Genomic DNA, 22,778 nt, shown 5'->3' on the forward strand with positions numbered 1-22,778 from the left:
GATCGCAGGCGGGGGACGTTACGAGTGACAGGCGGCCAGGAGTGACCGCGCAGAAAACCTAGCCTACCAGACCGGGCTCTCGCGCATCCTGGCTCGCAGCCCAAGCGGCATAGCTGCCCTCGATCTGCACCACGTCGTATCCGGCGCGTCGCAGCGCACTTGAAATCACGGTATTGCGAACTCCGGACTGACAGTACGTGACGATGGTGCCCGCTGTGGGCAGCTCATCGAGATGCCAGAGCACTCGACCGCCCGCAAGCTGATCCGCGCCCGGGATATGGCCTTCTTCGTACTCGTTCCGCGTGCGAACATCGAGCAGCAGGGCCCCGTCGACCGTATCCAGTTGATCGGGTGCGACCTGTTGCGGAGGCGTCAGCGTGAGGCCGTCGAGTGACGTTGCGTAACCGGTCAGGGTGTCAATCCCGACGCGGATGAGATGGTCCCGAAACTCCTGGGCCTCGGCTGCGGATGTGGCGAGCACGATGAGCGGGCGCGTCTCGGTTTCGGGGTCGTAGACCCACGCGCCATAGCTCGCAGCTTTCGCAATGCCCGGAATAATGAGCGCTCCGAGGACGGTTCCCTGGGCAATTTCCGTGTGGCGGCGGGTATCGATGAAGATTGCCGAGTCGGAGTCGAGTGTTTCTGCGAGGGATTTGGCGTCGTGCTCCGCGAGGGAGCTCAGGGGGCCGAGCAGTGCCGGCCCACGTCGATTCTCGACCTTCATGCGCGCAAAGTAGGCATGCGCATCCGGTTGGCCACTTAGCAGTTCATCGACGAAGCCCTGCTCATCGTCGTCATTCAGGTACTTCGCCCACCACGAAAATTCCCGCTCGTAGCCCACAGTAGTGGACGGGATCGCACCGAGTGCCTTGCCGCAGGCGCTGCCGGCGCCGTGCGCTGGATACACCTGGACATAATCGGGAAGTGTGAGGAAGCGGTCGCGGAGACTCGCGAACAGGTCGCGGGCACCCTGGAACCGCGTGTCAATGCCGCCCGCGGCCGCGTCGAGCAGGTCTGGCCGGCCAAGGTCGCCAACAAAGACGAAGTCACCCGACAGATAAAACCCCGGCTCAGAGGCCTGAGCGCCATCGGTCACGAGGAAAGCCATGTGTTCCGGGGTGTGTCCCGGTGTATGTGATGCCTCGATGACGATGTTGCCGAGGAGGATCTCGTGCCCGTCTTTCATCCGCACGGCGTCGTCGAAGAGCGGTCCATAAGTCCAGTCGGGGCCGCCCTCGTCGGATACGTATACCGTTGCACCGGTTTGCTGGGCGAGTTCACGCGTTCCGGAGAGATAGTCGGCGTGGATGTGCGTCTCAGTGACGCCGACAATCCGCATGCCGTGTTGGCTCGCCAGTTCGAGGTAGACCGTAATGTCTCGGCGTGGGTCGACGACGATGGCCTCGCCTTGGGCTTGGCAGCCGATGAGGTAGCTCGCCTGTGCGAGGTCGTTGTCGTAGATACGTTCAAGCAGCATGATTCGCTCCCGTTCAGCGTCCGAAGAGGCGCGCGAAAATGCCGCCACTTGCGGGGGTAGTTTCGGACTGCGGGTGGTTACCGGGGCACCAGTCGGATGCGGGCACGTTCGCCTTGACTGCGTCGATGTGCTGGCCGCAGCCGGCCCAGGTCGTCTTGCCGCAGGTCTTGCATTTGGTCGGTCGGCACATTGTTGGTTCCTCGTACTTTCTTGGGCTAGTTCCCTATGGGCTAGTTCGCTCTGAGCTAGTTCTCGCTGAGCTCATGCTCGTCAGGGAATGGAATACCCCCATGGGTATATTGGCCTCGCCTTCAATATACCCATAGGGGTATCCTCGTTGTCAAGAGAAACATATGGAGGAACTGCGATGGATGTTGACAACGAGTCGAAACGCAAAGTCGTGAACCGTCTAAAGCGGGCGAACGGGCAGCTCGCTGCAGTCATTGCGGCGGTTGAGGGGGACGCGCACTGTCGCGATGTCGTGCAGCAACTTTCAGCGGTATCAAAGGCGCTGGATCGAGCCGGTTTCCTCGTCATCTCGACTGCGTTGCGCGAATGCCTCGAGGATCCGGACGCCGAAGACGGCACCAATCCGGAGGAGCTCGAGAAGCTCTTCCTCTCGCTCGCGTAGCGCAAATGGAGGCGTCTCTCACTCGAGACGCCTCGCCGCGAGACGTCTCGCCCGTTACATCTCGCCACTCCAATGCGCTACCTACGAGAATGTGGTTTACCTATCTCTGGAGACCGGTAAACCACATTCTCGTAGGTACGAACGGTTGAAGCGCGTAGGTAAATTACGTTCTCGTAGGTAAGGTCGAATTTGATGGTGCGTTACCCGCTGGGATTGTTTGACAGCAAGCTCGGTACCTTTGAGTTGACTCGGAGCCAGTCGGCGAGGTTGAAATCAATCATGTTCGCCAACCTGACACAGGCGAGATGTCCATTTTCTGCACTGATGCGTTCAGTCCCTTGACCAGTCAATGGAAAGCCTCGCAGCAATGGTTCATGGTGCGCGACTCTATTGCGAGCACCGTGCACGACGTCGATCTGCCGAAGCGCCCAGTCGCGAGAATAGGTCTCACCCATACTTTGGGCCGTTCTGCGCTCTCGGGGAAAGGCGCGGTACAGCACCGTTCGCCAGTTTTGTTCGTAGTCGATCTTGACCCTTCTAGGTTCTTTACCCACATATCCGCCTGAGTCGAAGAGGTCACGCCGGAATCCGAACATAAGCCGAGCTACGAGCTTGACTGGCACATTTGGCTTCTCGGGGCTCGCTCGGTCTTGAGCGGGCAGCCGCTCCCGTGCCTTCTGCAGGTTCGTCGTGGCGCGCCAATCAAGTGGCATGCCGCCGAGTTCGTACCAGCGTTCCCCGAAGTGTGCCGTAAGTACGTTGTGGATTGAGTTGCGGAGCGCCAAATCAATGATCGCGATATCTGCGAACATGGCGGCGGCAACATCGCGATCCCAGACATAAAGGTAACGCGCGAGCGCTCGATCACCATTGGCTTCGCTGAGGTAAGTGCCCAGACGATCGACAGAAATCGCGGCTTCGAGGGCCGCGAACTGAAGGTCGTCATTATCGGACATAGCATCTACACTAGGTCTGTAGTCCCCGGATCTGGCCTCTCCCGACTTGAGCGGTGAAGCCTCCGGGGTTCTTTTCTTTCCGCTGTTAAGCGACGCCTCGCCTTCGCTTGGGGGTTAAGCGCCTTCGCTTGAACCATCAGGAAGAGGGAACTCGTCGTGAGTTTTACATGGCCGAGTCAAGTTCTACAACCTAACAAGTCGCGGAAACCGTTGGGTTCCCGCGACTTTATTGGTCGGGATGACAGGATTTGAACCTGCGACCCCGTCGTCCCGAACGACGTGCGCTACCAAACTGCGCCACATCCCGATGTCGTCAAATGACAACTAGACGATACTAGCGCAAAACCCGAATCTACGCATGTGGCACGGCTCGCGGCACCAGTCGCAAGAGCGTCGCTTCGGGCGGACAGAACAGCCGCACGGGCGAGTAAATCGAGGTGCCGAGTCCGCGCGAGACGTGCAGCGGTGCCTCATTTGCCCCGGCAGGCCATGTCGAAAGACCGCCAGCCTGTTCGAGCGGAATATCGCAGTTCGCGACGAGCGCTCGGCCGTCCGGCAGACACACCTGGCCACCGTGGGTGTGTCCGGCAAAAATAGCGTCCACGTCGAGGTTGGCGACATACGGCGTCAGGATGCGCTGGTACGGCGCGTGTACGAGACCGAGGGTGAGGTCCCATTCGGCGTCTTCCGACACCGCATCCAAGAACTCGATCGCGGTAGGAAGCCGATCCATCTTGATATGTGGATCATCGACCCCAATCGCACGGATGCGCAGGCCACCGGCCGAGACAATATCGGCGCGGTTGGTCAGATCGACCCAGCCGAGGTCATCGAAGAGCAGCCGCCGCAGTCCGGCCTCGTCCAGGTCGCGCTCGCGCTTAGGTTGCGGGCGCTTCGGCAGCAGATACGTGAACGGGTTCTTGAGCACCGGTCCGAAATAGTCATTCGAGCCGAATACCGACAGCGCGGGGATGCCTCGGAAAGGTTCGAGCATCTCGGCGAGGTGAGGCAGTGCATCCTTGTGCCCGTAGTTGTCGCCGGTGGCGACAATGAGGTCCGGACGCAGTTCGGCAAGCGACTGGACGAACCGCTGCTTTTTGCGCTGACCGGGCGCGAGGTGGAAGTCCGCGAGGTGCAGGATGCTGATGGGCTCGCTGCCTTGGGGCAGCACGGCGAGCTCCTCGTGGCGGAGGGTGAATCGACGGCGTTCGACACCGATTGACCACCCGCCAATGGCGAGGCCGCCGGCAATTACGCCAGCGGCCCCGACCAGTACTGAACGGAGTAGTGGATTAGTCAGCAATAATCGTCACATCCGAGTCGGCGGCAACTGTTTCACCAGCAGCCGGAGTTGTCGCAGAAACGATGCCGTCCTGCGGGCCGTTCCACTTGAACGAGACTCCGATATCACCGAGTCCCGCTTCTTGCAGCGCACTCACGGCCTCGTCATATGTCATGCCTGCAAGCGAGGGCATTGGCAGCCCGTCGGTGTCTGCTGCAGCGCCGTCACCACCCTCACCGTTGGACGGGCGGATGGTCACGGTCGAACCCTCTGGGGCACGCGTGTTCGGCGAAGGGTTCGTCGTGGCCACGGTACCCGCGGCCTCATCCGAATCGACCTGGTCGCCAACATTCACCGTGAACCCGGCCGCCTCAAGCGTGGAGGTGGCTTCGGAGACCGTCATGCCGCGAACATCCGGAACCATCACGTTTTCCACTTCGAGCGCCTCAGTGGGTGGATCGGGGAATTCCTCCGCACCGTATTCCGGGATGCCCGTGGTCATGATGGAGGAAGTGATGTGGTGTCGAGCTGAGGAGTAGCCCGCATTACCGATCGAGACGTTACCGACCACGTTACCCACCCACACGGCCGAAGCGATGCCGGTGGTGGATGCGATCATCCAGGTGTGTACGTCGTTATCGGCGGTACCGGTCTTACCGATAATCGGACCCATTCCCGGGTTCGATGCGGCACCGGTGCCACCGCTCATCACCGATTCCATCGCGAACGAGACACCTGCCGCGACTTCCGGACTAATCGCTTCCGTGCAGTTGCTTTCGGGCGGCGCGATTTCGGTACCGTCACGTAGCGTGATCGCGGTGATTGCTACCGGTGAACAAGAGACACCCTCGTTCGCAATTGCCGCCACGGCGGTCGCCATGGACAGCGGCGCGATGTAGTTCGTACCCAGAATGGATGCCGGGTTCGACTCGTTCGGCGCGCCATCGGCACGGTGAGCACCGAGGCCCATCGCGATGTCGCGAGTCACACACTGGTCAAGCTGCTCACCCATGGCCACGTAGGCCGTGTTGATCGAGTTCCTGGTTGCCGTCACAGCATCCATCGACCCGTAGCTCAGGCTGCCCCAGTTTTTCAGGGTGTACGTGCCCCCGTAGGGGCCGTTACAGGAGTCTTGGAAGTTCGCCATATTGAAGGAGGTTGGCGCCGCATTGACCTGTTCACGCAGAGAGTGGCCCGATTGCAACCAGTTTGCGAGCGTAAATATCTTGTACGTCGAGCCCACCTGGAAGCCCGTAGAACCACCGTATTGATAGTCGGTGTTGTAATTCACCGAAGTCTTATCGGGACTATCGGCAGCAGCATCCGTCTCGTCGAATTCCTTGTTCTGCTGCATCGCGAGCACGTGACCCGTGCCCGGTTCAACCACCGAAGCCGCGGCACCGATGTCCATGTAGTCGAGTGACTGCGGGACAGCGTCGTCAAGGGATGTGGTGGTTGCAGCCTGCAGGTCTAGATCGAGCGTGGTGTCGATCTGGTACCCCTGCGTCTGGAAGTTGAAGAGACGCTCCTCGTACGTCGCACCAAATGCGGGGTCGTTGAGGATGACCTTCTGTACGTAGTCACAGAAGAACTGCGAGTTCTCTTCCGCATTCATGCAGCCGTGCTGGGTCGGCGTGATATTCGGAACGATCTCGGTTGCGACCGCCTCCTCGTATTCCTCCGTGGTGATGGCGCCCTCATCCTCCATGCGCATCAGCACGTAGTTACGCCGGTCGGTACTTGCGTCAATATTGTCCTCGTAGTCAATACGGAACGCATTCGGGTTCTGCACCATGCCGACCAGCGTCGCCGACTCAGGGAGCGTGAGATCGGCGGCTGGCTTACCAAAGTAGTACTGTGACGCGGACTCGATGCCGTAGACCGTGCCACCAAAGAGCGCGATATTGAGGTAGCCCTCGAGAATCTGGTCCTTATCCTCGTACTGCTGCTCGACACCGATCGCGAGACGCATCTCCTGCAGCTTGCGGCCCATCGTCACTTCGGTCGCTTCCTCGTACGCTTCCTGTCGCTCGACCGGGTCAAGGATGGCCTCCGCGGCCTGCACTCGCTGGTTACGGACGTACTGCATCGTGATGGTCGAAGCACCACCGCCGTCGTCACCAATAATGCCGACCACGAGCGCGCGGGCGGCGGAAATCACGTCGACACCACCGTGCTCGTAGAAGCGCGGGTCCTCCGTCGAGATCGCCGCGTCTGCGACATACGGCGATATCTGGTCGAGGGGTACTTCGACGCGGTTCTGCGAGTAAAACTCGGCAATCTTTTCGCGCTCACCATCGCGTGTCGCATACAGCTCAGTCTTCTGCTGAAGCGGCTGAATCTCGAGGTACGAAGGGAGCGATTCGAAGAGCGTGATCGTCGAGTTGGCAGCCACACCGGCCACCGCGATTACCGGTGTGATCAGCGCCGCAACGAGGACACCAGCGATACCGCTCATGCCGAGCATGCCGAGCACTGTGGCAAGCACATTGCGTTTCGGCGCAGTCGAGGAGTTCATAGACATAACAACTAGGGTAATTCGAAATCGTCCGTCAGGTCACTGACTCCCAGATTCGGTTCGCTGTCGGCGTCCGAGCGGGAAGTCGGGAACCGTACCCATCGAAAGGGTCGCTCAGTGCAAAATTGGGAGTATTTTATTACGCCGTTGCCGATACACACCCCCGGCGCAATTCTTAACAATTGGGGCAAGCAGGGTTGGGAACTCGTACAGATTGTTACAAACGAACAGGGTGGTTCGGTCGCGTACATGAAGCGCCCACTCGAAGGTGAGGCGAACGCATGAGCCGTTTTGAAGAAAAGCTCGGTCAACTGAGTCTGAGCTTGCCGCCGGTGGCGGCACCCGCGGGCGTGTACCTGCCGGCGCTCGAGCACAACGGCCTGGTGTACACCTCTGGGCAGCTGCCCTTCGTTGAAGGCCAGCTTCCCGCAACCGGCAAGGTCGGCGCGGAAGTTCCCGTCGAGCAGGCACAGGACTTCGCCGCGATCGCGGTGTTGAACGGACTCGCCGCGATCAAGCAGGTAATTGGCGATCTCGACCGGATCACTCGGGTGCTGAAAGTGACCGTATTTGTGTCCTCGGATGCATCCTTCACCGAGCAGCCGAAGGTTGCGAACGGTGCTTCCGAGATTCTCGGCGAAGTATTTGGCGAGCTCGGCACCCACGTGCGCTCGGCGGTCGGCGTTGCCGTCTTGCCGATGAACGCACCGGTCGAGCTCGAGCTCACCGTCGCGTACGAGTAAGAGGACAGGTAGCGAGTTGATACGAGACGGCAGACGTTCATCGTTTGGCACTGGCACCGTTGCCGCGATTGCGCTCACGATGCTGTTATTGAGCGGATGCGCTAGTGGCGGCGACGATGAGGCTGCGTCGACTTCCGACGCGGCTGCTGCGGAGACTTCCGGTGGGGCCTCGGAGGGCGGTACCGACGCATCCGCCGGTTCGGAAGATGCCAGCGAAGTCGAGGCACCCGACCTGGCCAACCGTCCTGATACCGCGCACACGAGCGAATTCCAAACGGAAGAAGCGGGTTGCACCGGTTCAGTCACGATGTACAGCGACGAGGACTGGGTCGTGTGGCCAGAGGGTGGTCAGCAAATCAACCTCGAGTCGCCAGATGGCGTGGCTTGGGCAGCTCGCGTGAACGCGTACTGCAACTCGCGGGTGGCATCGGAGGAAGCGTCCGAGACGCCGGTTGAATGGTCGCTCGATACGATCAATAAGGATCTCTGCCTCGAAACGGACGAGTACGCAATTGCGGGCTATGACGCGATTGCCTGCCTCATGGAACACGAGGACGGCAACTTCGGGTACACGCTTTACGCAATGAACGATGAAGTGCTGGTGTTGGTCACTTCCTCAATCATGCGCAACTTGACGGATGATTCCGCCATCGGTGGATCTCGCGAGCAGGTTCAGCTGCTTATTGATGAGACGGTGACGCTCTTCGAGTACGCGGAGATTGACGCTACCGCGGTCTAGCCCTGGGCTGCGAGGCTGGTAGGGCGGCCTGACGGCCGCCCTACCGCCCAGCCCGCCTTAGCCCTGCCGCTCGAGGACCTGCTTCTCGATTTTCTCCATCACGGATGCGTCGGTCAGGGTCGAGGTGTCCCCGGCGGGCTTTCCTTCGGCCACGTTCTTGAGCAGACGGCGCATGATCTTGCCGGACCGCGTCTTCGGCAGCTCGGCAACCACGTACACCGCACGCGGCCGGGCGATCGCGCCGATGCGCTTCGCCACGAACTTGCGCAGTACATCCTCTACGTCGGTGCCCTCGGCGGACTCTCGCTGCGAGTCCTTGATGACCACGAAGGACACCACTGCCTGGCCGGTGGTTTCGTCTTCGGCGCCGACCACGGCAGACTCGGCGACGAGGTCGTGATCCACGAGTGCTGATTCGATTTCAGCGGTGGAGAGTCGGTGGCCCGAGACGTTCATGACGTCGTCCACACGACCGAGTAGCCACAGGTCGCCGTCGAGATCGACTCCGGCACCGTCGCCCGCGAAATAGCGGCCGGGATACTGGGACCAGTACGTCTCGATGAAGCGCTGCTCGTCACCCCAGATGCCGCGAGCCATTGAAGGCCACGGCTCGGTGATCGTCAGCAGCCCCATTTCGCCGGGGTCAACGCGCTTCCCGGACTCGTCGATGACCTCCACCGACACCCCGGGAACTGGCTTCTGCCCCGATCCCGGCTTCAACGCATCCAACGGTGCAATCGGCGCGATCATGTGCGCACCGGTTTCGGTCTGCCACCAGGTGTCGACGATCGGCGTGCGGTTCGAACCGATGACCTCGCGGAACCACTCCCATGCCTCGGGGTTGATCGGCTCGCCGACCGAGCCGAGCAATCGCAGGCTCGACAGGTCGTGGCGCAACGGAATCTCGCGGCCACTCTTCATGTAGCCGCGAATCGCGGTGGGTGCCGTGTAGAAGGTCGTGACCTTGTATTCCTCGATGATTTCAAACCAGCGGTCGAGACTCGGGAAGTCGTGGGCGCCCTCGTACATGATCTGGGTGGCACCGTTTGCGAGCGGACCGTAGGCAATGTAGCTGTGGCCGGTGACCCAGCCGACGTCGGCAGAGCACCAGAACACGTCGTCCTCACGCAAATCGAAAGAGGTGCGGAAGGTGAACGCGGTCTGGGTCAAATATCCACCGGTGGAGTGCCACAGCCCCTTCGGGGTACCGGTGGTGCCAGACGTGTGCAGGATGAACAGTGGATGCTCGGCGTTGAACCCCTGGGGTTCGTGGGTCTCCGAGACACCCGCAATCGTGTCTTCCCACCAGATATCGCGGCCTTCGACCATGTCGATCTCGTGCTGCGCGCGGTTGATGACGAGCACTTTTTCTACGGTGTGGCCAGGCTCGGTGAGCGCCTCATCCACGGTCTCCTTGAGCGGGAACGTGCGACCCTTGCGAATCGAACCGTTTGCGGTGATGACGAGCTTGGCGCTCGAGTTATCGATGCGCGAGCGGATCGCGCTTGAGGAGAAGCCGCCGAAGATGACCGAGTGGGTTGCACCGATGCGGGCACAGGCGAGCATCGCGAAGATCGTCTCCGGGATCATTGGCAAATACAGCGTCACCACATCGCCCGATCGAATTCCGAGCGACTCGAGCATGTTCGCGGTGCGCTGCACTTCGCGGTAGAGGTCGTTATAGGTAATCGTGCGGGTGTCGCCCGGCTCACCGATCCAGTGGATCGCAACCTTCTCGCCGCGGCCGGCGTGCACGTGTCGGTCCACGCAGTTCACCGCGACGTTGAGCTGTCCGTCTGCAAACCACTTTGCAAACGGCGGATTCGACCAGTCAAGGATCTCCGTGAACGGCTTCGACCACTCCAACTCCCGCGCCTGATTCGCCCAAAATTCGAGCGGATCCGCCTCGGCCTGTTCCCGAAGATCAGCCGGAATCCGGGTGCCCTCAATGTACTCGGGGCTCGGCGGGTAGGTCTCGATCGGGTTGACGAGTTTCGCGATCTTGTCGCCGTCTGGAGCTGACATCCGTGTCCTCACTTCGTTGTTGTGCGTCGTTGCGAGTCACAGTCTAAGACCTCAGCTGTAGCCTAGGAATGAAAGCCTTGTCAGGTTCGCGAGAGGGTGAAATTGGCCACACCGGCACCGAAGCGTGGGGCGGGTCGACCGCGAGAGATCGTGCTCAATCGAGCGCGTATTACGGATGCGGCGATGAAACTGCTCAAGACGGTGGGGATGCGGGGGCTCACGATTCGCGCGCTTGCGGACCGTCTGGGGGTGTCGCCAAGCGCGATCTACAACCACGCGGATTCCCGCGCGACGGTCTTCGCCTGGGTCCAGGAACGGCTCGTTGCAGAGGTGGATGCGTCGGGGTTTGGCACGCTGCCGTGGCGGCAAGCGATTGAGCGCTGGGCCTGGAGCTATTTCCGGATGCTGCGCCGGCACACCGAGCTGGTCGAGATTGGCGCCACGGTGCCGTTGCGAGAGGCGGATGCCTCGGCGCAAATGTATGAGCGAATCGCCTATGGATTTCGTTCTGAGGGTTGGGCGGTTCGGGATGTGCTGCCTTCGATCTCGGCGCTGGAGTCCTTTATCTTTGGTGCCGCATTTGACTCGGCGGCGCCAACGGATATCTACATCACCGGGTCGAGCGCACAGGCACCGATTCTCAATGCGATTGTGGCCGCGCAGCATCGGAATGCGGAAGATACCGATCGCGACCCTTCGGAAATCACCTTCGAACTCGGCCTGCACGCGATGCTGGATGGACTACATGCCCGCCACTCGAACGCGACAATCGCGAATGAGTGACGGGCATGTGGGCGAGGATGCAAGCATCCAATTGGTAGTCGCTACTTAGCGACCTCCTCTGCCTTAAAAGGCACCATGTCGGTCTCCTGCAGCACCGAACCGACTTCGATCTCTTCACCGCGGAAGAATCCGCGGTGCTTGATTGCCTGCAGAATCATGAGGATCGCACCCGCGCCGAGGATGAGCATCCCGGCGAAGAAGACTACGCCGACGCCGCCCTCGTGCGTGCCATCCGCTAGGACGGTGCTGAACACCGCGTTTCCGGAACCGTAGTCGGGGTCGGTCGAGTCGATCAGAGTCTTGACGAACATTGCGAGGAGCGACAGCCCGCCGAGTAGCGGCAGGAGGAACCTGCGGAAGAAGTTGCCGACGCCATCGAACCACGTGCCTCGGAAGTACCAGAACGCCGCCAGGCCCGTGATGCCGTAGTAGAAGCACACCATGATCCCCATCGCGGTGATCGTGTCCCAGAGCGCATCCTCCGACACCACGCGCATGATGACGTAGAAGATCACCGAGGCTGCTGCGGCCCAGAAGGTCGCCGTACCCGGGGTCTTGTGCTTCGAGAGCTTTCCGAAGGATTTCGGTGCGGCACCGTAGTGCGACATTGCCTGCAGTGTCCGTGCGGGCGACACGAGGGTGGACTGCAGGGAAGCCGAGGAACTCGCGAAGATCGCGATCGACATGACAAGCGCGAACGGCCCCATGACCTCCGGCGAGAGGGTCGCGAAGATCGACTCCTGGTTATCGGGGTTACCGGCGCCCGGGCCGGTTTCGCCGAGTCCTCCGTAGGAGATCACCGCGATGGTCACGAGCAGGTAGGTGACCACGATCATGCCGATGGTGAGCAGGGCGGCGCGACCCGGCGTGCGACGAGGATCTTTCGTCTCCTCGTTCATCGTGAGGACGACATCCCAGCCCCAGTACATGAAGATCGACAGCGAGAGTCCGGCGGCGAGCGTCGAGAAACTGAATCCGCTGCCGTCGCCGAGGAGTGCCGGGTTGAACCAGTCGAGCGTCACGGGCGTGTAGTCGAAGGCCTGGCCCTGGGCGATCTTGACCGTCGCGGCGACAAGGAACCAGACGATCGCGATGGCTTGCAGCCCGACGAGCACGTACTGCAGGCGCTTGGTTTCTTCGGCACCGCGGTAGGCGATGTATGCCGCGATCGCGGTGAGGATCGCGACGATCGGGATGTTGATCCACAGGTTTCGGGTCAGGTCTGCGATCTCAGGATTCCCGAAGATCTGCGAGAGCCCAATGAAGAGGAAGTCAACGGCGACCGCCGCCAGGTTGGAAAGCACGAGCGCCGTCGCGGCCACGAGACCCCAGCCACTCATCCACCCGATCCACGGGCCGAAGGCGCGCGCGGACCAGGTGAAGGTCGTCCCCGAGTCGGGCATCGAGTTATTCAGTTCGCGATAGCCCATGAGAACAAACAGCATCGGGATGAATCCGATGAGCAGGATGACGGGGGTTTGTAGCCCCGCTTCAGCGATGGTGGGGCCGAGGCCCGAGGTCATCGTGTATGCGGGAGCAATACATGAAATACCGATGATCGCGCCTGCGAAGGCGCCGATCTTGCCCGCCGACAGTCCCTTGAGCGTGAGGCTCTTGGTGGTGGGCGTCGATTCGCGGTTCGCTGTATTAGCCATGATTGCCGCTATCGACCCGACTCAACAATGCGCTGTGCGGTGTCAGCACCGATGCGAACGGCACCGTCAACGTGCTGGTAGCCGATGCCCTGAATGTCCGAGCTGGCGAAGAAGATGGGGCCAACGGGCTGGTTCTGCACCGCACCCCAACGGCTGAGGCCGCCGAGGTCGTAACTGCAGGCGTAGGCACCGCGGGTCCACTCTTCTGCTCCCCAATCGGAGAGGTAGAAAGCGACCGGATTCATCGCTTCTTCGCCGAGGTAGTCGGCAAGTGAGCGCAGGATGGTGGTCTTGCGTTCTTCTTCGGGGAGGTTCCACATCCGCTCGGCGGTGACATCCACCACGAAGCCGACGAGCGTGCCGCGCTCTTCGCCGTGGTTGGAGTTGTCGTAAACCTCCTGCACGATATTGCCGACACCGAAGCCGGTACCCGACAGGCCCTTGTCTCGCCAGAACGGGCGATCGTAGGCAGCGTGCACCTTGATGACGAGCCCCATCGAGTGGTGCTGGTGGGCAATCTGCTGGGTACGTGGCAGTGCGGGTTCGTACTGGATGCGCGAGTACAGGTTCGGGGGAATCGCGAGAATCGCGTGGCGGGCTCGGACGGTCACGTGATCGGCGACCGCGGTGACCTCGGCGGCTGCGCCGGGGCCCGCATCCGACCAGCGAAGCGTACGGACCGGATTGCTCAGGAAGACGTCATCGCCGAGCTCTTCGGCCATGCGGATCGAAACCGACTGCATCCCGCCGACCACGCGCTTGTCGAGGATGAAGTCTTCGTCGAGAAGGTTGTCAAAGGATCCCGCCGAGGAAGCCATGAGTAGCGCCTGCAGCAGTGAGAAGGTGTGCGATGGCTTCGTGAGCATGCCGCCGGCAATGAAGTGCGCGGTGGTGTCGCGGGCGACCTTGTCATCGGAGATGGAGCGCAGCCAATTCTCGAAGGAGATCGCGTCGAATTCTGCTGCCTGCGGGTGATCCCAGGGCGCTGCCGGCTCGATTTCTGCGGCGAGGCGGTTGAGTTCCTTGCGGGCAGCTTCGAGGCCCTCGTGCGATTTGGGGCCGACAGGCAGATCATCGCTGGAGTAGACAGTGCGCTCGCCGTCTTCGGTGAGGAAGACCGAATCGCCTTCGCGATAGCGGTCGAAGAGCTCGAGTCCGAGCTCTTGTGCGAGCGATGCGATCGCGGTTTGGTCGGGGGAGACCCACTGGCCGCCGATCTCGAAGAAGGCGCCGTCAATGGTGTCCGACCAGGTGCGACCGCCAACGCGGTCACGTGCCTCGAGGACTGCTACCGACTTACCTGCCTCGACGAGCCGACGTGCCGCGGTGAGTCCCGCTGGTCCAGCTCCGATAACGACAACGTCACGTGTGATTTCATCCATGGTTTGCCTTCCTTGCCAAATTGAATGAAGTAAATCTAGGCCCGCTTGGTCGCGAAGTGCTTTGAGAAATGGCTGATTTTGCAGGAATTGTCGCGGGTGCATTCATTTCTGCCCCGATTGGCCAGTATTTAGGCCGTAATTGGGGGTATTGCTGTTCACTTATTGTGGCGTGAACGATGGCTGGTGACCGTTGTTTGCGCGCAAGATTGCTGCACTATTTGGGCGATGTTGCTGGCGTGCGTGAGGCCTGTGGATGCGTGGTTTTCCACAGCGGCGGTGCTCGGCTCTGCGTGAGGCGATCGCTTCCTCCTAGCCTGACCGTCATGAACACCGAAACCAGTGCTGCTGTGGGCGCGGATGAGCGCGGCAGATTTGTCGTTCGCCGAGCGTCCGAACGTCCGGCCGCGGTTGAACTCGTGCCCGTTCCCGGGCGCGATGAGTCGCGGCGGGAGCGGCGCGGACTCACCCGTGGTGAGGCGGATGCGTTTGGTCCCCTCGCGGGGTTTGTCGCGGATGGTGAGATCACGGACATTTTTGTGAACGGGATGGCTGGGCTGTGGGTAGATCGTGGGAACGGTTTGGAGCAGGATCGATCTTGGCGGGCACCGGGGGAGCGAGCGCTCCGGGAGCTTGCGGTGCGGATCATTGCGGCCGGTGGCAGACACCTTGATGAAGCGACCCCGACCATGGACGTGCGAATCGGCGACGGAATCCGCGCGCACGCGGTACTACCGCCGGTCTCAACGAGTGGCACGCTCTTGTCGATCCGAGCTCCGCGAACGGTGCGTCCGAGTTTTGATGACCTTCGGGCCACCGGATTCTTCTATCCCGAAGCGGAGGAGCTCGTGCGGCGAGCGCTCGCGGATCGCGCGAACCTGCTCATTACGGGTGCGGGTGGTTCCGGAAAAACCACTCTCCTCGGTGCGCTGCTCGGTGAGGCAGCAAAGGATGAGCGGCTCGTGGTGATTGAGGATGTCGCGGAACTGCGCATTACCCATCCGCACGTGGTGTCCCTCGAAGCTCGGCAGGCCAACGTGGAGGGTGCCGGTGAAGTGCCGCTCGCGCGGCTCGTGCGGGAATCGTTGCGGATGCGGCCAGATCGGCTCGTGCTCGGCGAATGTCGCGGTGCCGAGTTGCGAGAACTGCTCGCGGCGCTCAACACGGGTCACGATGGCGGTGCGGGCACCCTGCACGCGAATTCACTGAACGATGTGCCCGCACGACTCGAGGCGCTTGGGGCCTTGGCCGATATGTCCGCCGAAGCGATCGCCCGGCAAACCGTCTCGGCAATCGACCTGGTGATGCATGTCGAACGACAAAAGGGAGTGCGGCAATTGGTCGACATGGGCGAGTTTTGGCTGGATGACCTTGGTCGACTTCGAATCACGAGTGTCCGGACCGGAGCGAAGCTGGAGCGGTCATGAGCGCGACGAGAACGTATCCGGCAGAAGACGCGGCTGCCGTGGTAGAGCGGTTGGCGGCACTGCTCGCGGGCGGAGGGGCACCGAGCAATGCCTGGGATCAGCTCGCCGAATTCGCCAACTCGAATGGGGCGAATGCGAACCGCGCGAACTCGACCGCCGCGGTATCCCTCCGGAACCTCATCTCGAAGCTGCCGTGGAAACGCGGTCAGGCTGCGCCCGGTGAACCGATGGAAAGCCTCGTCGCCCGAGCGGTGCGTTCCGGCGCAGATCCTGCGGAGCTACTGCGGACGCACGCGAACCCGGCCTGGCGAGCGCTCGGTGCGACCTGGCGGCTCGCGGAAACCACGGGTGCACCACTCGGCCCCGCGCTGCGCGATCTGGCAGCAGGGTTCCGCGATATCGGACAGTCCGAACGTGACGTTGCGATCGCGCTGGCAGCGCCGCAAGCCACGAGTCGGATCGTGATGGCGCTGCCGCTGGTTGGTCTCTTGCTTGGTGCACTGCTCGGATTCGACCCGATTGGAGTGCTGTTTGGCGACCCGATTGGCTGGGCACTGCTCGCCATCGGCGGGCTGTTGATGCTTGTCGGATGGTGGTGGAATCGTCGACTCGTGAACGCCGCCACAAACCGCCCCACCACTCCGGGATTCGGCTTGGACCTAGTTGCCATGGGAATGCTTGGCGGCAATTCAGCCGTCGGCGTGCTCACCGCGGTCGGGGATGCGCTACGCGGCTGGAAGCTCGAAGCTTCCGGAATTGACCGAGCCAAACCGGTCGTGGACCTCGCGGTGCGCGCGGGCGTACCGGCATCCGAACTGCTGCGATCTGAAGCCCTGCTCGAGCGTCGACGCGCGCGAACCGACGCCGCCAGAGCCGCTGCCCAGCTCGAGGTGCGGCTCATGCTGCCGCTCGGAGCCTGCATCCTGCCCGCGTTTCTTGCCCTCGGAGTCGCCCCAATAGTTATCGCGGTGCTCAGCCGAGTTCTCGGTTAGCCCTCGCATCAGTCGTGCCGTGCGCCCACCCGATGAAAGGAATCCCTTGACCGCCACAAAAGAACTCCCAATCCAAGACACGTCATCGCAGCCTGAACGCGAGGCACAGGCACCGCGTCAAGGGCTCGCCGCGCGCTGCCGTGCCCTGATCAGCCGCACCAAGCACGAAGAGAAAGGTGCCGAAACAGCCGAGTACGCAATCGTGATCATGGCCATGATGATGCTAAAAAAGCGTATTTGAAATAGACTGGATGACATGGCCCAGAAAACCGCTCCTGAACAGCCGAAAGTCGCTATCTATGCGCGTCAGTCGGTGCACGAGGAGCAGGGCATCAAGCAACAGATCGACGACTGTCTTCGGGAAGCAAGCTACCGAGGCTGGCAGGTTGTCGGCACTTACCCCGACGACGGCACCAGCGGCTCGAAAGAACGTGGCCCCGGCACGAACTGGGCGAAGTTGCTCAAAGACTTCGACGACGGCCTGTTTTCCGCTGTTCTCGTCAACGACGTTGACCGCCTGACCCGCAATCTCACCGACGTGCTCGAAGTCCGTCCGCCGAAGCGCGACATGCGCGTGCTGACCGTGCGGGGCGGAATCGACACCGACGACCCAACGCACGACTTCTCCCTAAAGCTGCTCGTGCTCATGGCTGAGCGGGAGGTGAAGCAGAAAGCGCAGCGAACGCAGCGTTACTCGGTAGAACGCCGCAAGTTAGGCCACCCGACCGCTGGCCGCACCCCGCACGGATACCGCTGGGTGCCTGACATCGCCCGCGACGAGCACGGCACCCGGTACAGGATCGACCCCGACGAGGCAGCGGACGTGCGGTACATGTTCAGCGAGTTCTTGGGCGGCGCATCGCTCGGCCAGATCGCGCGAGACCTGAACACGAGCGGTAGGCGCACTCGTGCCGGTGCCCGTTGGCTCAACACAACTGTGCGCAAGTGTTTGATGAACCCCCAGTACGCGGCGCTCCTCGCACCGTCGCAGGAAACCGGCAAGTTCGATATCGCGAGCATCGACCTGGCGGAGTGTTCCCCCGGCGCGTGGGAGCCGATCATCGACGAGGCGACGATAGCCGCCACCCGAGGCAGGCTTGTCGGTGTGAAGCCGAACCATCAGGGCAACGCCCGCAGATGGCTACTCCCCGGCATCGCCGTCTGCGCGATCTGTCGTGCACCGGTGCAATCTGCTCGCGGGGAGACCCACCCGACGAGACGGGTAGACGGCTCCGGCAGGGCGGAGAGCAAGCGGTACCACGCCTATCGGTGCACAAACGGCCATTTCATGCGGAACGGCGACATCATCGACGAGTACGTCTCCGAGGTCTGCATCGCTCGACTCAGCGAATCAGACGCAATCGACCTCCTCGCGCCAAGAGAGGAAGGCATAGACATCGCTCTGCTGAACAGCCAACGAGCCGCGCTCGATAGGCGCGAGTCGACGATCAGCTCGCTCATCGTCAAGGGCAAGATGAGCGCGAAGGCCGCTGAGGAAGCTCTCGACGAACTCGCCGAGCAGAGACGAACCATCACCGCCGAGATCGCCAGAACCGTCAGCACTGACCCCCTCGCAGAGGTCGTCGCCTCCGGCAATGCGCGGGCGTGGTGGGAGAACGCATCGCTCGCGCGTCGTCGTGCGGTCGTTGAAACGCTCATGACTGTCATCATCAAACCAGTCGGCAAGGGCAAGCGGATCACCAGAGGCGAGGGTGAGGAAACATTCGACGCCGTAGAGCCGACCGTTGGCTTCGAGTGGCATGAGAAGCTTGAACGCCCCTGACGCAGCCCTCATCCCATACAGTGCTCGGCCGTGCCCTCAATGCGGGTTCCGTGCATGCTCCCGTAGAAGACGTGGTGGGAGTGCCCGCGCTGCGACGGCAAGCATCTGACCAACGCGACTTGCCAGATACTCGAGCGACTCTGCTACCGCGACCCCTCGAACGGATCGACCACCGAGTGCAGCCCACAGTCCGGGCACACGAATGCGATGCGGATGCCTCCACCGTCGCCCGCGTCGAACGGGTCGGGCTCGCAGTCTGCGCCGCAACTTGCGCAGGTGCGGTACTGCTCGTTGCCCGAGCCGTCGCCGATGCGGATCTCCGGCAGGTCGCTCATGAGAGGTACGCCTTCGGCCCGAGCATCGGCTTCGGCCGTCCCGGTGGATGAGGGTGAGACGGGTTCCCGGTCTTGAGCAGCGGATCGAGCGTGTACGCCCTCACGCCCATCCGGTTCAGCAGGGCCCTGACCTCGGGCAGCGCCCTCTTCAGCGTCTTGGAGCCCCCCATGTTGCCCCAGGCTCCGAGCACTTCGGTAGCGCCCACCAGCCCGAGCACATGCTCGATGGCCTCGCAGTTCGCAGCGGAGAGGCCCGCGTCGAACGGCTTGAGCGCTTTCGGCTTGGGCGAGCGCTCGGGGTAGAGATTCAGCATGAGCCAGCCCGAGTGCTCGCGCGTCGACACGTCGATCACGTGGTTCACGGTCCTGTCGGACTCGGTCTCGCGGGCGTGGGACGGGTTCATGCCGATCACGACGAGCGGCGGCGAGCCCGGCGTACGGTCACCGATCCTGCCCAGGGCGAAACGGTGCCGGACATCCGCCGGATTCGGCTGCCAGAAGTCAGGCTCCTGGCCGGAGGGGTAGGCGATCACGAGACCGTCTCCTTCGCCGATTTCTCCGAGAGCACCGCGTGCACGCTCCCCACTGACACGTCGAGCACCCGAGCAATCACCCGGATCGACTCGCCCTTCTCTCGACGCGCGAGGATGATCGCCCGTTTGTCGTCGTCAATCACCCGAGGCCGCCCGCCGACCTTGCCGCGCCTGCGGGCGGCTTCGAGTCCGTTCTTGGTCTTGCGGCTGATGTCCCGCCGGCGGTCCTCGGCGAGCGCCAGCGCCAAGTCGAGGATCAGTGACCGTTCGGTGTGCTCGCCGGCGGCGATGCCCTCCAGCACTTTCACGGCGATGCCACGCTCGAACAACTCCGTGAGCACGATCAAACCCTCGAGCAGGTTCCGACCGAGGCGGTCGACCTCCTGTACGGTGAGCATGTCGCCGTCGCGCAGGTAGTCCAGCGCAGCGGTGAGCCCGGGTCGGTCCTTGACCGCCAGCTTGCCGCTGACTTTCTCTTCGAACACCTTCACGCAGATCGGGTCGAGGGCGTCATGCTGGCGCGCGGTCTCCTGACCCTTCGTGCTGACCCGCACGAGCCCGACGAGCGCCATGACGGCTCCTTCTGTTCAATAAACCTGTTCAGCTTCTGCTTTCCAGACTACAGGTATCTGAACGGGTTTCTGAACGAATCTTGCTCGTGTCGCGCCCCCCGCGGCTGGACTTGTTCGGATTCGACTAACGACCGTTTATTGAACGAGCGCGCAAGGAGAGAAGGTACTTCAATCGTGAGCGCGAGCACTGCTTGCCACTGCCCTCAAGGCGACCAGATAGTCGTCGCCCGCCGGTGTCAGCTTCCAGTACACCGCCTTATCGCTCACCGTCCGCTTCTTCGTGCCGGTCGCGATGAGGCGCAGCGCCCTCAGCTGGACGATGATCGAACCCCACGACTTGTCCGAGATCACCGCGGACTCTCCAGTCATGCCGGACCGCCACCCTTCGGGGTCAGCCTGGATCTCACTAAGCATGTGCCTGTTGAAGGTCTTCCGCAGAGAGGGTTCGTCGACCTCTTCGATCATCGACGGCCCAAGAGCTTCCATGATCTCGTCCCATGTGTACTTGAGGACACCGTGCTCTTCGATCATTTCGTAGTCGATGTCGTAGCCCTTGCGCACCAGGGTGACCTCAACCTCTTCGTCGCCGTGAGCGAAGCTCCTGTCAATCTCAGAAGCTGCGCTTTTGCCAGTCTCGATTTCCTGCTTCTCCAGCTTGGCGATCTTCGATTCGAGCTCTGCGATCTGGACCTTGGTCTCAGATGTCATGGCCTGATCGCCTCGCACCCAGCCGGGCCGCGGATGGTTCTTGATCAGGTGCATCAGTCCGCGAGTCACTTTCGACCCGAGGTCCTCAGCATTCTTCCACTCCTTGGTCATTCGTTTCTGGACCTTGACGCGGAACTCGTCGAGCTTTTGCGCAGAAGCATCGTTCTTGTCGGTCTTGCCGACGGGGATCTCATCCATGTCGGCCGGAACGAAGCCCATCACGGGTATCCCGAGCTCGACCGCATATTCGTACTCTTTCTCCGTATAGCTGACGCCCTCTTCTGTGACGGAGCCGTAGCGACCACCGAGAACTACGAGGTAATAGTCGCTCTGCTCGATGACACCCTTGATCAACGTCCACTGATCGTCGTTTCCTGCAGGAAAGAGTTCCATCCCCGCAGGCATACAGTCCATCTCAAGCAGCGCCCGCAGCCACTAGGCCTTAACGACTTCAGTCGAAGCCATCCGATCGTGCAAGACTCCGGATGATTGACCATGAGAATATTCGTATTAGGTCAAGGCCTGGAAACTGACCGACAAGATGGAGAGAAAGGTCGCGCGCGATGGCAAAAAATGATCGAAACAACCAACAGGGAAAGCTCGGAGAACTTCGCGTTGCTGAAGCGTTCCTGAAAAGCGGGTGCGTCGTCAACCTATTGAGTTTCATGGACGTCGGACTGGACTTACTCGTCCAACTCCCTAAAGGCCCCAAGCCTCCGGGGCGCGAAAAGAACACATGGTCGATGTCAGGAATGACCGCGCACATCCAGGTGAAGAGCACGAGAACAGACAAGCTCCCGGCCATTTCAACCGAAACCGCACATGCTTGGTGCGTGGGGGCCTTGGCAGGTACACCTACGCTCGTTGTCGCCGTAGTGGTCGATCCTGACACCGACGTGACGGCATTCCGATTCTTCGATCCGTTAGTCATCAACTCGTACGCTGAGACTACGTCCGCTGACACTTTTAAAGTTTCGGTCAACCGTGGACAGGAAGTGGACCCCGGCTCTCTCTTCCAGCATACGTATGAATGGGTCGAAAAGAGCCGTTTCTACTTTGCTGACGGCATCGGGTTTAGGTGGCCACGCCTGAAGGCCGAATTATGGGATTCTGCTCTAGAGATGGTAGGCAGTTTGACCCGTATCCACGAGAGGGCGTTTCAAGACCCCCAGATATCACTTGAGAATCAGCCGTACATGGGAAAGGCAGGAACTCTAATGCGATCATTTTTGGACGGTGTCGGCGTCAGAGACAACGGGCAGGACGAGATTCTCACCCACACAGGATCCAATTTGCTCGAAGAGACGGAGATGCGCGCTCATGACATGATCACTGATGCAGCATCAGAAAAGCACGGGTGGTCAGACTGGGTAGATCCTCTAGCCTCAGTCTCACCGACGGTTAACGAAGATCATTCGCTGTCATTCTTGGAGAAGCTCTGTTTTGATTATGGTTCGGCAGTCGCCGGAAAGTGGCGTTTACCTTAACTGTTGCATTTTCGAGCCGGGATGATCCTGGCGGACCAGAACCTTAACTGACGCTCCAATAGCGCCCATCTGACCCGGCCCCTTCTGATCGAATCAGCCACCTTCGCGGCACACGAATAATTCGCTTAGACGCCCTCCTTAATGTCGAAAGTTTCCTGTTTCACGCTGTCTCGCTCGCAAATAGCTCTGCCTGTTCGAGCACAAGTTCAATGGCCTTATCCTCCGCATCGGGCGGGTAGTCATATCGGGCGAGGATGCGCCGCACCTTCGATCGCATCGCTGCCAGCACAGATTCCTTGAGGTTCCAATCGATCGTTGCCGACTGGCGAACCGACTTCACCAGCTCCTGCGCGATCTGCTTGAGCGTCTCGTCGCCGAGCTCCAAGACCGCAGCGTCGTTCTGCACGACAGCGTCGTAGAACGCGACCTCGTCCTCGCGCAGGCCCAGTTCCTCGTGGCGCTTCTGCGCGTCGCGCATCTCCTTGGCGAGCTTTACCAGCTCCGCGATGATCTCAGCGGTGGTCAAAGAACGGTTGGTGTACCGATTGACGGCCTCGTCGAGCATCTCGGAGAACTTGCGTCCCTGCACGATGTTCTTGCGCTGCACCGTGCGGATCTGATCGTTCAGCAGTCGGCGCAGCAGGCCCATCTGGAGGTTGGGCTTCTCCTTCTCGGCCAGGGAGTCCAGGAACTCATCGCTGAGGATCGAGATCTCAGGCGTCTCGACCCCGGCGAGCTGATACACATCGACCA

22 protein-coding genes and 1 tRNA gene are annotated in these 22,778 nt (G+C 61.4%); 9 read left to right on the forward strand and 14 right to left on the reverse strand.

Going from position 1 to position 22,778, the window contains the following annotated elements; all coding sequences use genetic code 11:
• Positions 1 to 58: 58 nt before the first annotated feature.
• Both ACTHXA_RS13410 and ACTHXA_RS13415 read right to left on the reverse strand, forming a co-directional pair.
• Complete coding sequence (locus tag ACTHXA_RS13410; protein ID WP_441673211.1) at positions 59 to 1,477, reverse strand: MBL fold metallo-hydrolase; 1,419 nt, start codon at positions 1,475 to 1,477, stop codon at positions 59 to 61.
• Positions 1,478 to 1,490: 13 nt separating this feature from the next.
• Complete coding sequence (locus tag ACTHXA_RS13415; protein ID WP_441673213.1) at positions 1,491 to 1,667, reverse strand: hypothetical protein; 177 nt, start codon at positions 1,665 to 1,667, stop codon at positions 1,491 to 1,493.
• Positions 1,668 to 1,844: 177 nt separating this feature from the next.
• Here ACTHXA_RS13415 and ACTHXA_RS13420 point away from each other — a divergent pair, with 177 nt between their 5' ends.
• The gene (locus tag ACTHXA_RS13420) at positions 1,845 to 2,108 is read left to right on the forward strand and encodes a metal-sensitive transcriptional regulator (protein ID WP_441673215.1); all 264 of its coding nucleotides are present in this window, start codon (positions 1,845 to 1,847) and stop codon (positions 2,106 to 2,108) included.
• A 200-nt stretch (positions 2,109 to 2,308) separates the two neighbouring features.
• On the opposite strand, the gene ACTHXA_RS13425 is transcribed toward ACTHXA_RS13420, so the two are convergent.
• From ACTHXA_RS13425 to ACTHXA_RS13440, 4 genes are all read right to left on the reverse strand, one after another.
• Positions 2,309 to 3,064, reverse strand: a complete 756-nt coding sequence (locus ACTHXA_RS13425; RefSeq protein ID WP_441673217.1) for a hypothetical protein — start codon at positions 3,062 to 3,064, stop codon at positions 2,309 to 2,311.
• A gap of 230 nt (positions 3,065 to 3,294) precedes the next feature.
• Positions 3,295 to 3,371 (reverse strand) — tRNA-Pro (locus tag ACTHXA_RS13430).
• 45 nt (positions 3,372 to 3,416) lie between these two features.
• Complete coding sequence (locus ACTHXA_RS13435) at positions 3,417 to 4,367, reverse strand: metallophosphoesterase (protein ID WP_441673219.1); 951 nt, start codon at positions 4,365 to 4,367, stop codon at positions 3,417 to 3,419.
• Entirely contained in the window at positions 4,357 to 6,870 is a 2,514-nt protein-coding gene (locus ACTHXA_RS13440) for a transglycosylase domain-containing protein (RefSeq protein ID WP_441673221.1), read from the reverse strand. The genes ACTHXA_RS13435 and ACTHXA_RS13440 overlap by 11 nt, the downstream gene beginning before the upstream one ends.
• A 275-nt stretch (positions 6,871 to 7,145) precedes the next feature.
• On the opposite strand from ACTHXA_RS13440, the gene ACTHXA_RS13445 reads away from it, so the two are divergent.
• Positions 7,146 to 7,607 carry a RidA family protein gene (locus tag ACTHXA_RS13445; protein WP_441673223.1) on the forward strand — a complete coding sequence of 154 codons (462 nt, stop codon included), beginning with the start codon at positions 7,146 to 7,148 and terminating at the stop codon, positions 7,605 to 7,607.
• Between the two features lie 88 nt (positions 7,608 to 7,695).
• Complete coding sequence (locus ACTHXA_RS13450; protein WP_441673225.1) at positions 7,696 to 8,346, forward strand: hypothetical protein; 651 nt, start codon at positions 7,696 to 7,698, stop codon at positions 8,344 to 8,346.
• Positions 8,347 to 8,403: 57 nt separating this feature from the next.
• Here the strand turns inward: ACTHXA_RS13450 and acs are convergent, their stop codons facing one another.
• Positions 8,404 to 10,371, reverse strand: coding sequence for an acetate--CoA ligase (gene acs / locus ACTHXA_RS13455; protein WP_441673227.1), 1,968 nt, complete (start codon positions 10,369 to 10,371; stop codon positions 8,404 to 8,406).
• A 102-nt stretch (positions 10,372 to 10,473) separates the two neighbouring features.
• Here acs and ACTHXA_RS13460 point away from each other — a divergent pair, with 102 nt between their 5' ends.
• Complete coding sequence (locus ACTHXA_RS13460) at positions 10,474 to 11,154, forward strand: TetR/AcrR family transcriptional regulator (RefSeq protein ID WP_441673229.1); 681 nt, start codon at positions 10,474 to 10,476, stop codon at positions 11,152 to 11,154.
• Between the two features lie 41 nt (positions 11,155 to 11,195).
• Here the strand turns inward: ACTHXA_RS13460 and ACTHXA_RS13465 are convergent, their stop codons facing one another.
• Positions 11,196 to 12,809 (reverse strand): APC family permease, encoded by a 1,614-nt coding sequence (locus ACTHXA_RS13465; protein ID WP_441673231.1) that lies wholly within the window; start codon positions 12,807 to 12,809, stop codon positions 11,196 to 11,198.
• Positions 12,810 to 12,817: 8 nt separating this feature from the next.
• A complete protein-coding gene (locus ACTHXA_RS13470; RefSeq protein ID WP_441673233.1) occupies positions 12,818 to 14,191 on the reverse strand; it encodes a flavin monoamine oxidase family protein in 1,374 nt (457 codons plus the stop codon).
• A gap of 323 nt (positions 14,192 to 14,514) precedes the next feature.
• Between ACTHXA_RS13470 and ACTHXA_RS13475 the strand changes: the two genes are divergently transcribed.
• Genes ACTHXA_RS13475 through ACTHXA_RS13490 form a run of 4 tightly spaced genes read left to right on the forward strand, consistent with a single transcriptional unit; the run spans position 14,515 to position 18,390 of the window.
• Positions 14,515 to 15,615, forward strand: coding sequence for a TadA family conjugal transfer-associated ATPase (locus tag ACTHXA_RS13475; protein WP_441673235.1), 1,101 nt, complete (start codon positions 14,515 to 14,517; stop codon positions 15,613 to 15,615).
• Positions 15,612 to 16,607, forward strand: coding sequence for a type II secretion system F family protein (locus ACTHXA_RS13480; RefSeq protein WP_441673237.1), 996 nt, complete (start codon positions 15,612 to 15,614; stop codon positions 16,605 to 16,607). Before ACTHXA_RS13475 ends, ACTHXA_RS13480 begins: the two co-directional genes overlap by 4 nt.
• 46 nt (positions 16,608 to 16,653) lie before the next feature.
• On the forward strand, positions 16,654 to 16,848 hold the full coding sequence (locus ACTHXA_RS13485) for a hypothetical protein (RefSeq protein ID WP_441673239.1): 195 nt from the start codon (positions 16,654 to 16,656) through the stop codon (positions 16,846 to 16,848).
• Between the two features lie 15 nt (positions 16,849 to 16,863).
• Positions 16,864 to 18,390, forward strand: coding sequence for a recombinase family protein (locus ACTHXA_RS13490; protein ID WP_441673241.1), 1,527 nt, complete (start codon positions 16,864 to 16,866; stop codon positions 18,388 to 18,390).
• A gap of 143 nt (positions 18,391 to 18,533) precedes the next feature.
• Here the strand turns inward: ACTHXA_RS13490 and ACTHXA_RS13495 are convergent, their stop codons facing one another.
• From ACTHXA_RS13495 to ACTHXA_RS13510, 4 genes are all read right to left on the reverse strand, one after another.
• Positions 18,534 to 18,725 (reverse strand): hypothetical protein, encoded by a 192-nt coding sequence (locus ACTHXA_RS13495; protein ID WP_441673242.1) that lies wholly within the window; start codon positions 18,723 to 18,725, stop codon positions 18,534 to 18,536.
• Positions 18,722 to 19,258 carry a DUF1643 domain-containing protein gene (locus ACTHXA_RS13500; protein ID WP_441673244.1) on the reverse strand — a complete coding sequence of 179 codons (537 nt, stop codon included), beginning with the start codon at positions 19,256 to 19,258 and terminating at the stop codon, positions 18,722 to 18,724. The genes ACTHXA_RS13495 and ACTHXA_RS13500 overlap by 4 nt, the downstream gene beginning before the upstream one ends.
• On the reverse strand, positions 19,255 to 19,830 hold the full coding sequence (locus ACTHXA_RS13505) for a recombinase family protein (protein ID WP_441673246.1): 576 nt from the start codon (positions 19,828 to 19,830) through the stop codon (positions 19,255 to 19,257). The genes ACTHXA_RS13500 and ACTHXA_RS13505 overlap by 4 nt, the downstream gene beginning before the upstream one ends.
• Before the next feature lie 168 nt (positions 19,831 to 19,998).
• Complete coding sequence (locus ACTHXA_RS13510) at positions 19,999 to 20,952, reverse strand: DUF4062 domain-containing protein (protein WP_441673248.1); 954 nt, start codon at positions 20,950 to 20,952, stop codon at positions 19,999 to 20,001.
• Between the two features lie 149 nt (positions 20,953 to 21,101).
• On the opposite strand from ACTHXA_RS13510, the gene ACTHXA_RS13515 reads away from it, so the two are divergent.
• Complete coding sequence (locus ACTHXA_RS13515; RefSeq protein WP_441673250.1) at positions 21,102 to 22,025, forward strand: DUF4365 domain-containing protein; 924 nt, start codon at positions 21,102 to 21,104, stop codon at positions 22,023 to 22,025.
• 160 nt (positions 22,026 to 22,185) lie between these two features.
• Here ACTHXA_RS13515 and ACTHXA_RS13520 read toward each other — a convergent pair.
• Positions 22,186 to 22,778: DUF3387 domain-containing protein (locus ACTHXA_RS13520; RefSeq protein WP_441673252.1), on the reverse strand; the 593-nt coding region annotated here is incomplete at its 5' end.

This window comes from Gulosibacter sp. (assembly GCF_052090685.1).
GTDB lineage: Bacteria > Actinomycetota > Actinomycetes > Actinomycetales > Microbacteriaceae > Gulosibacter.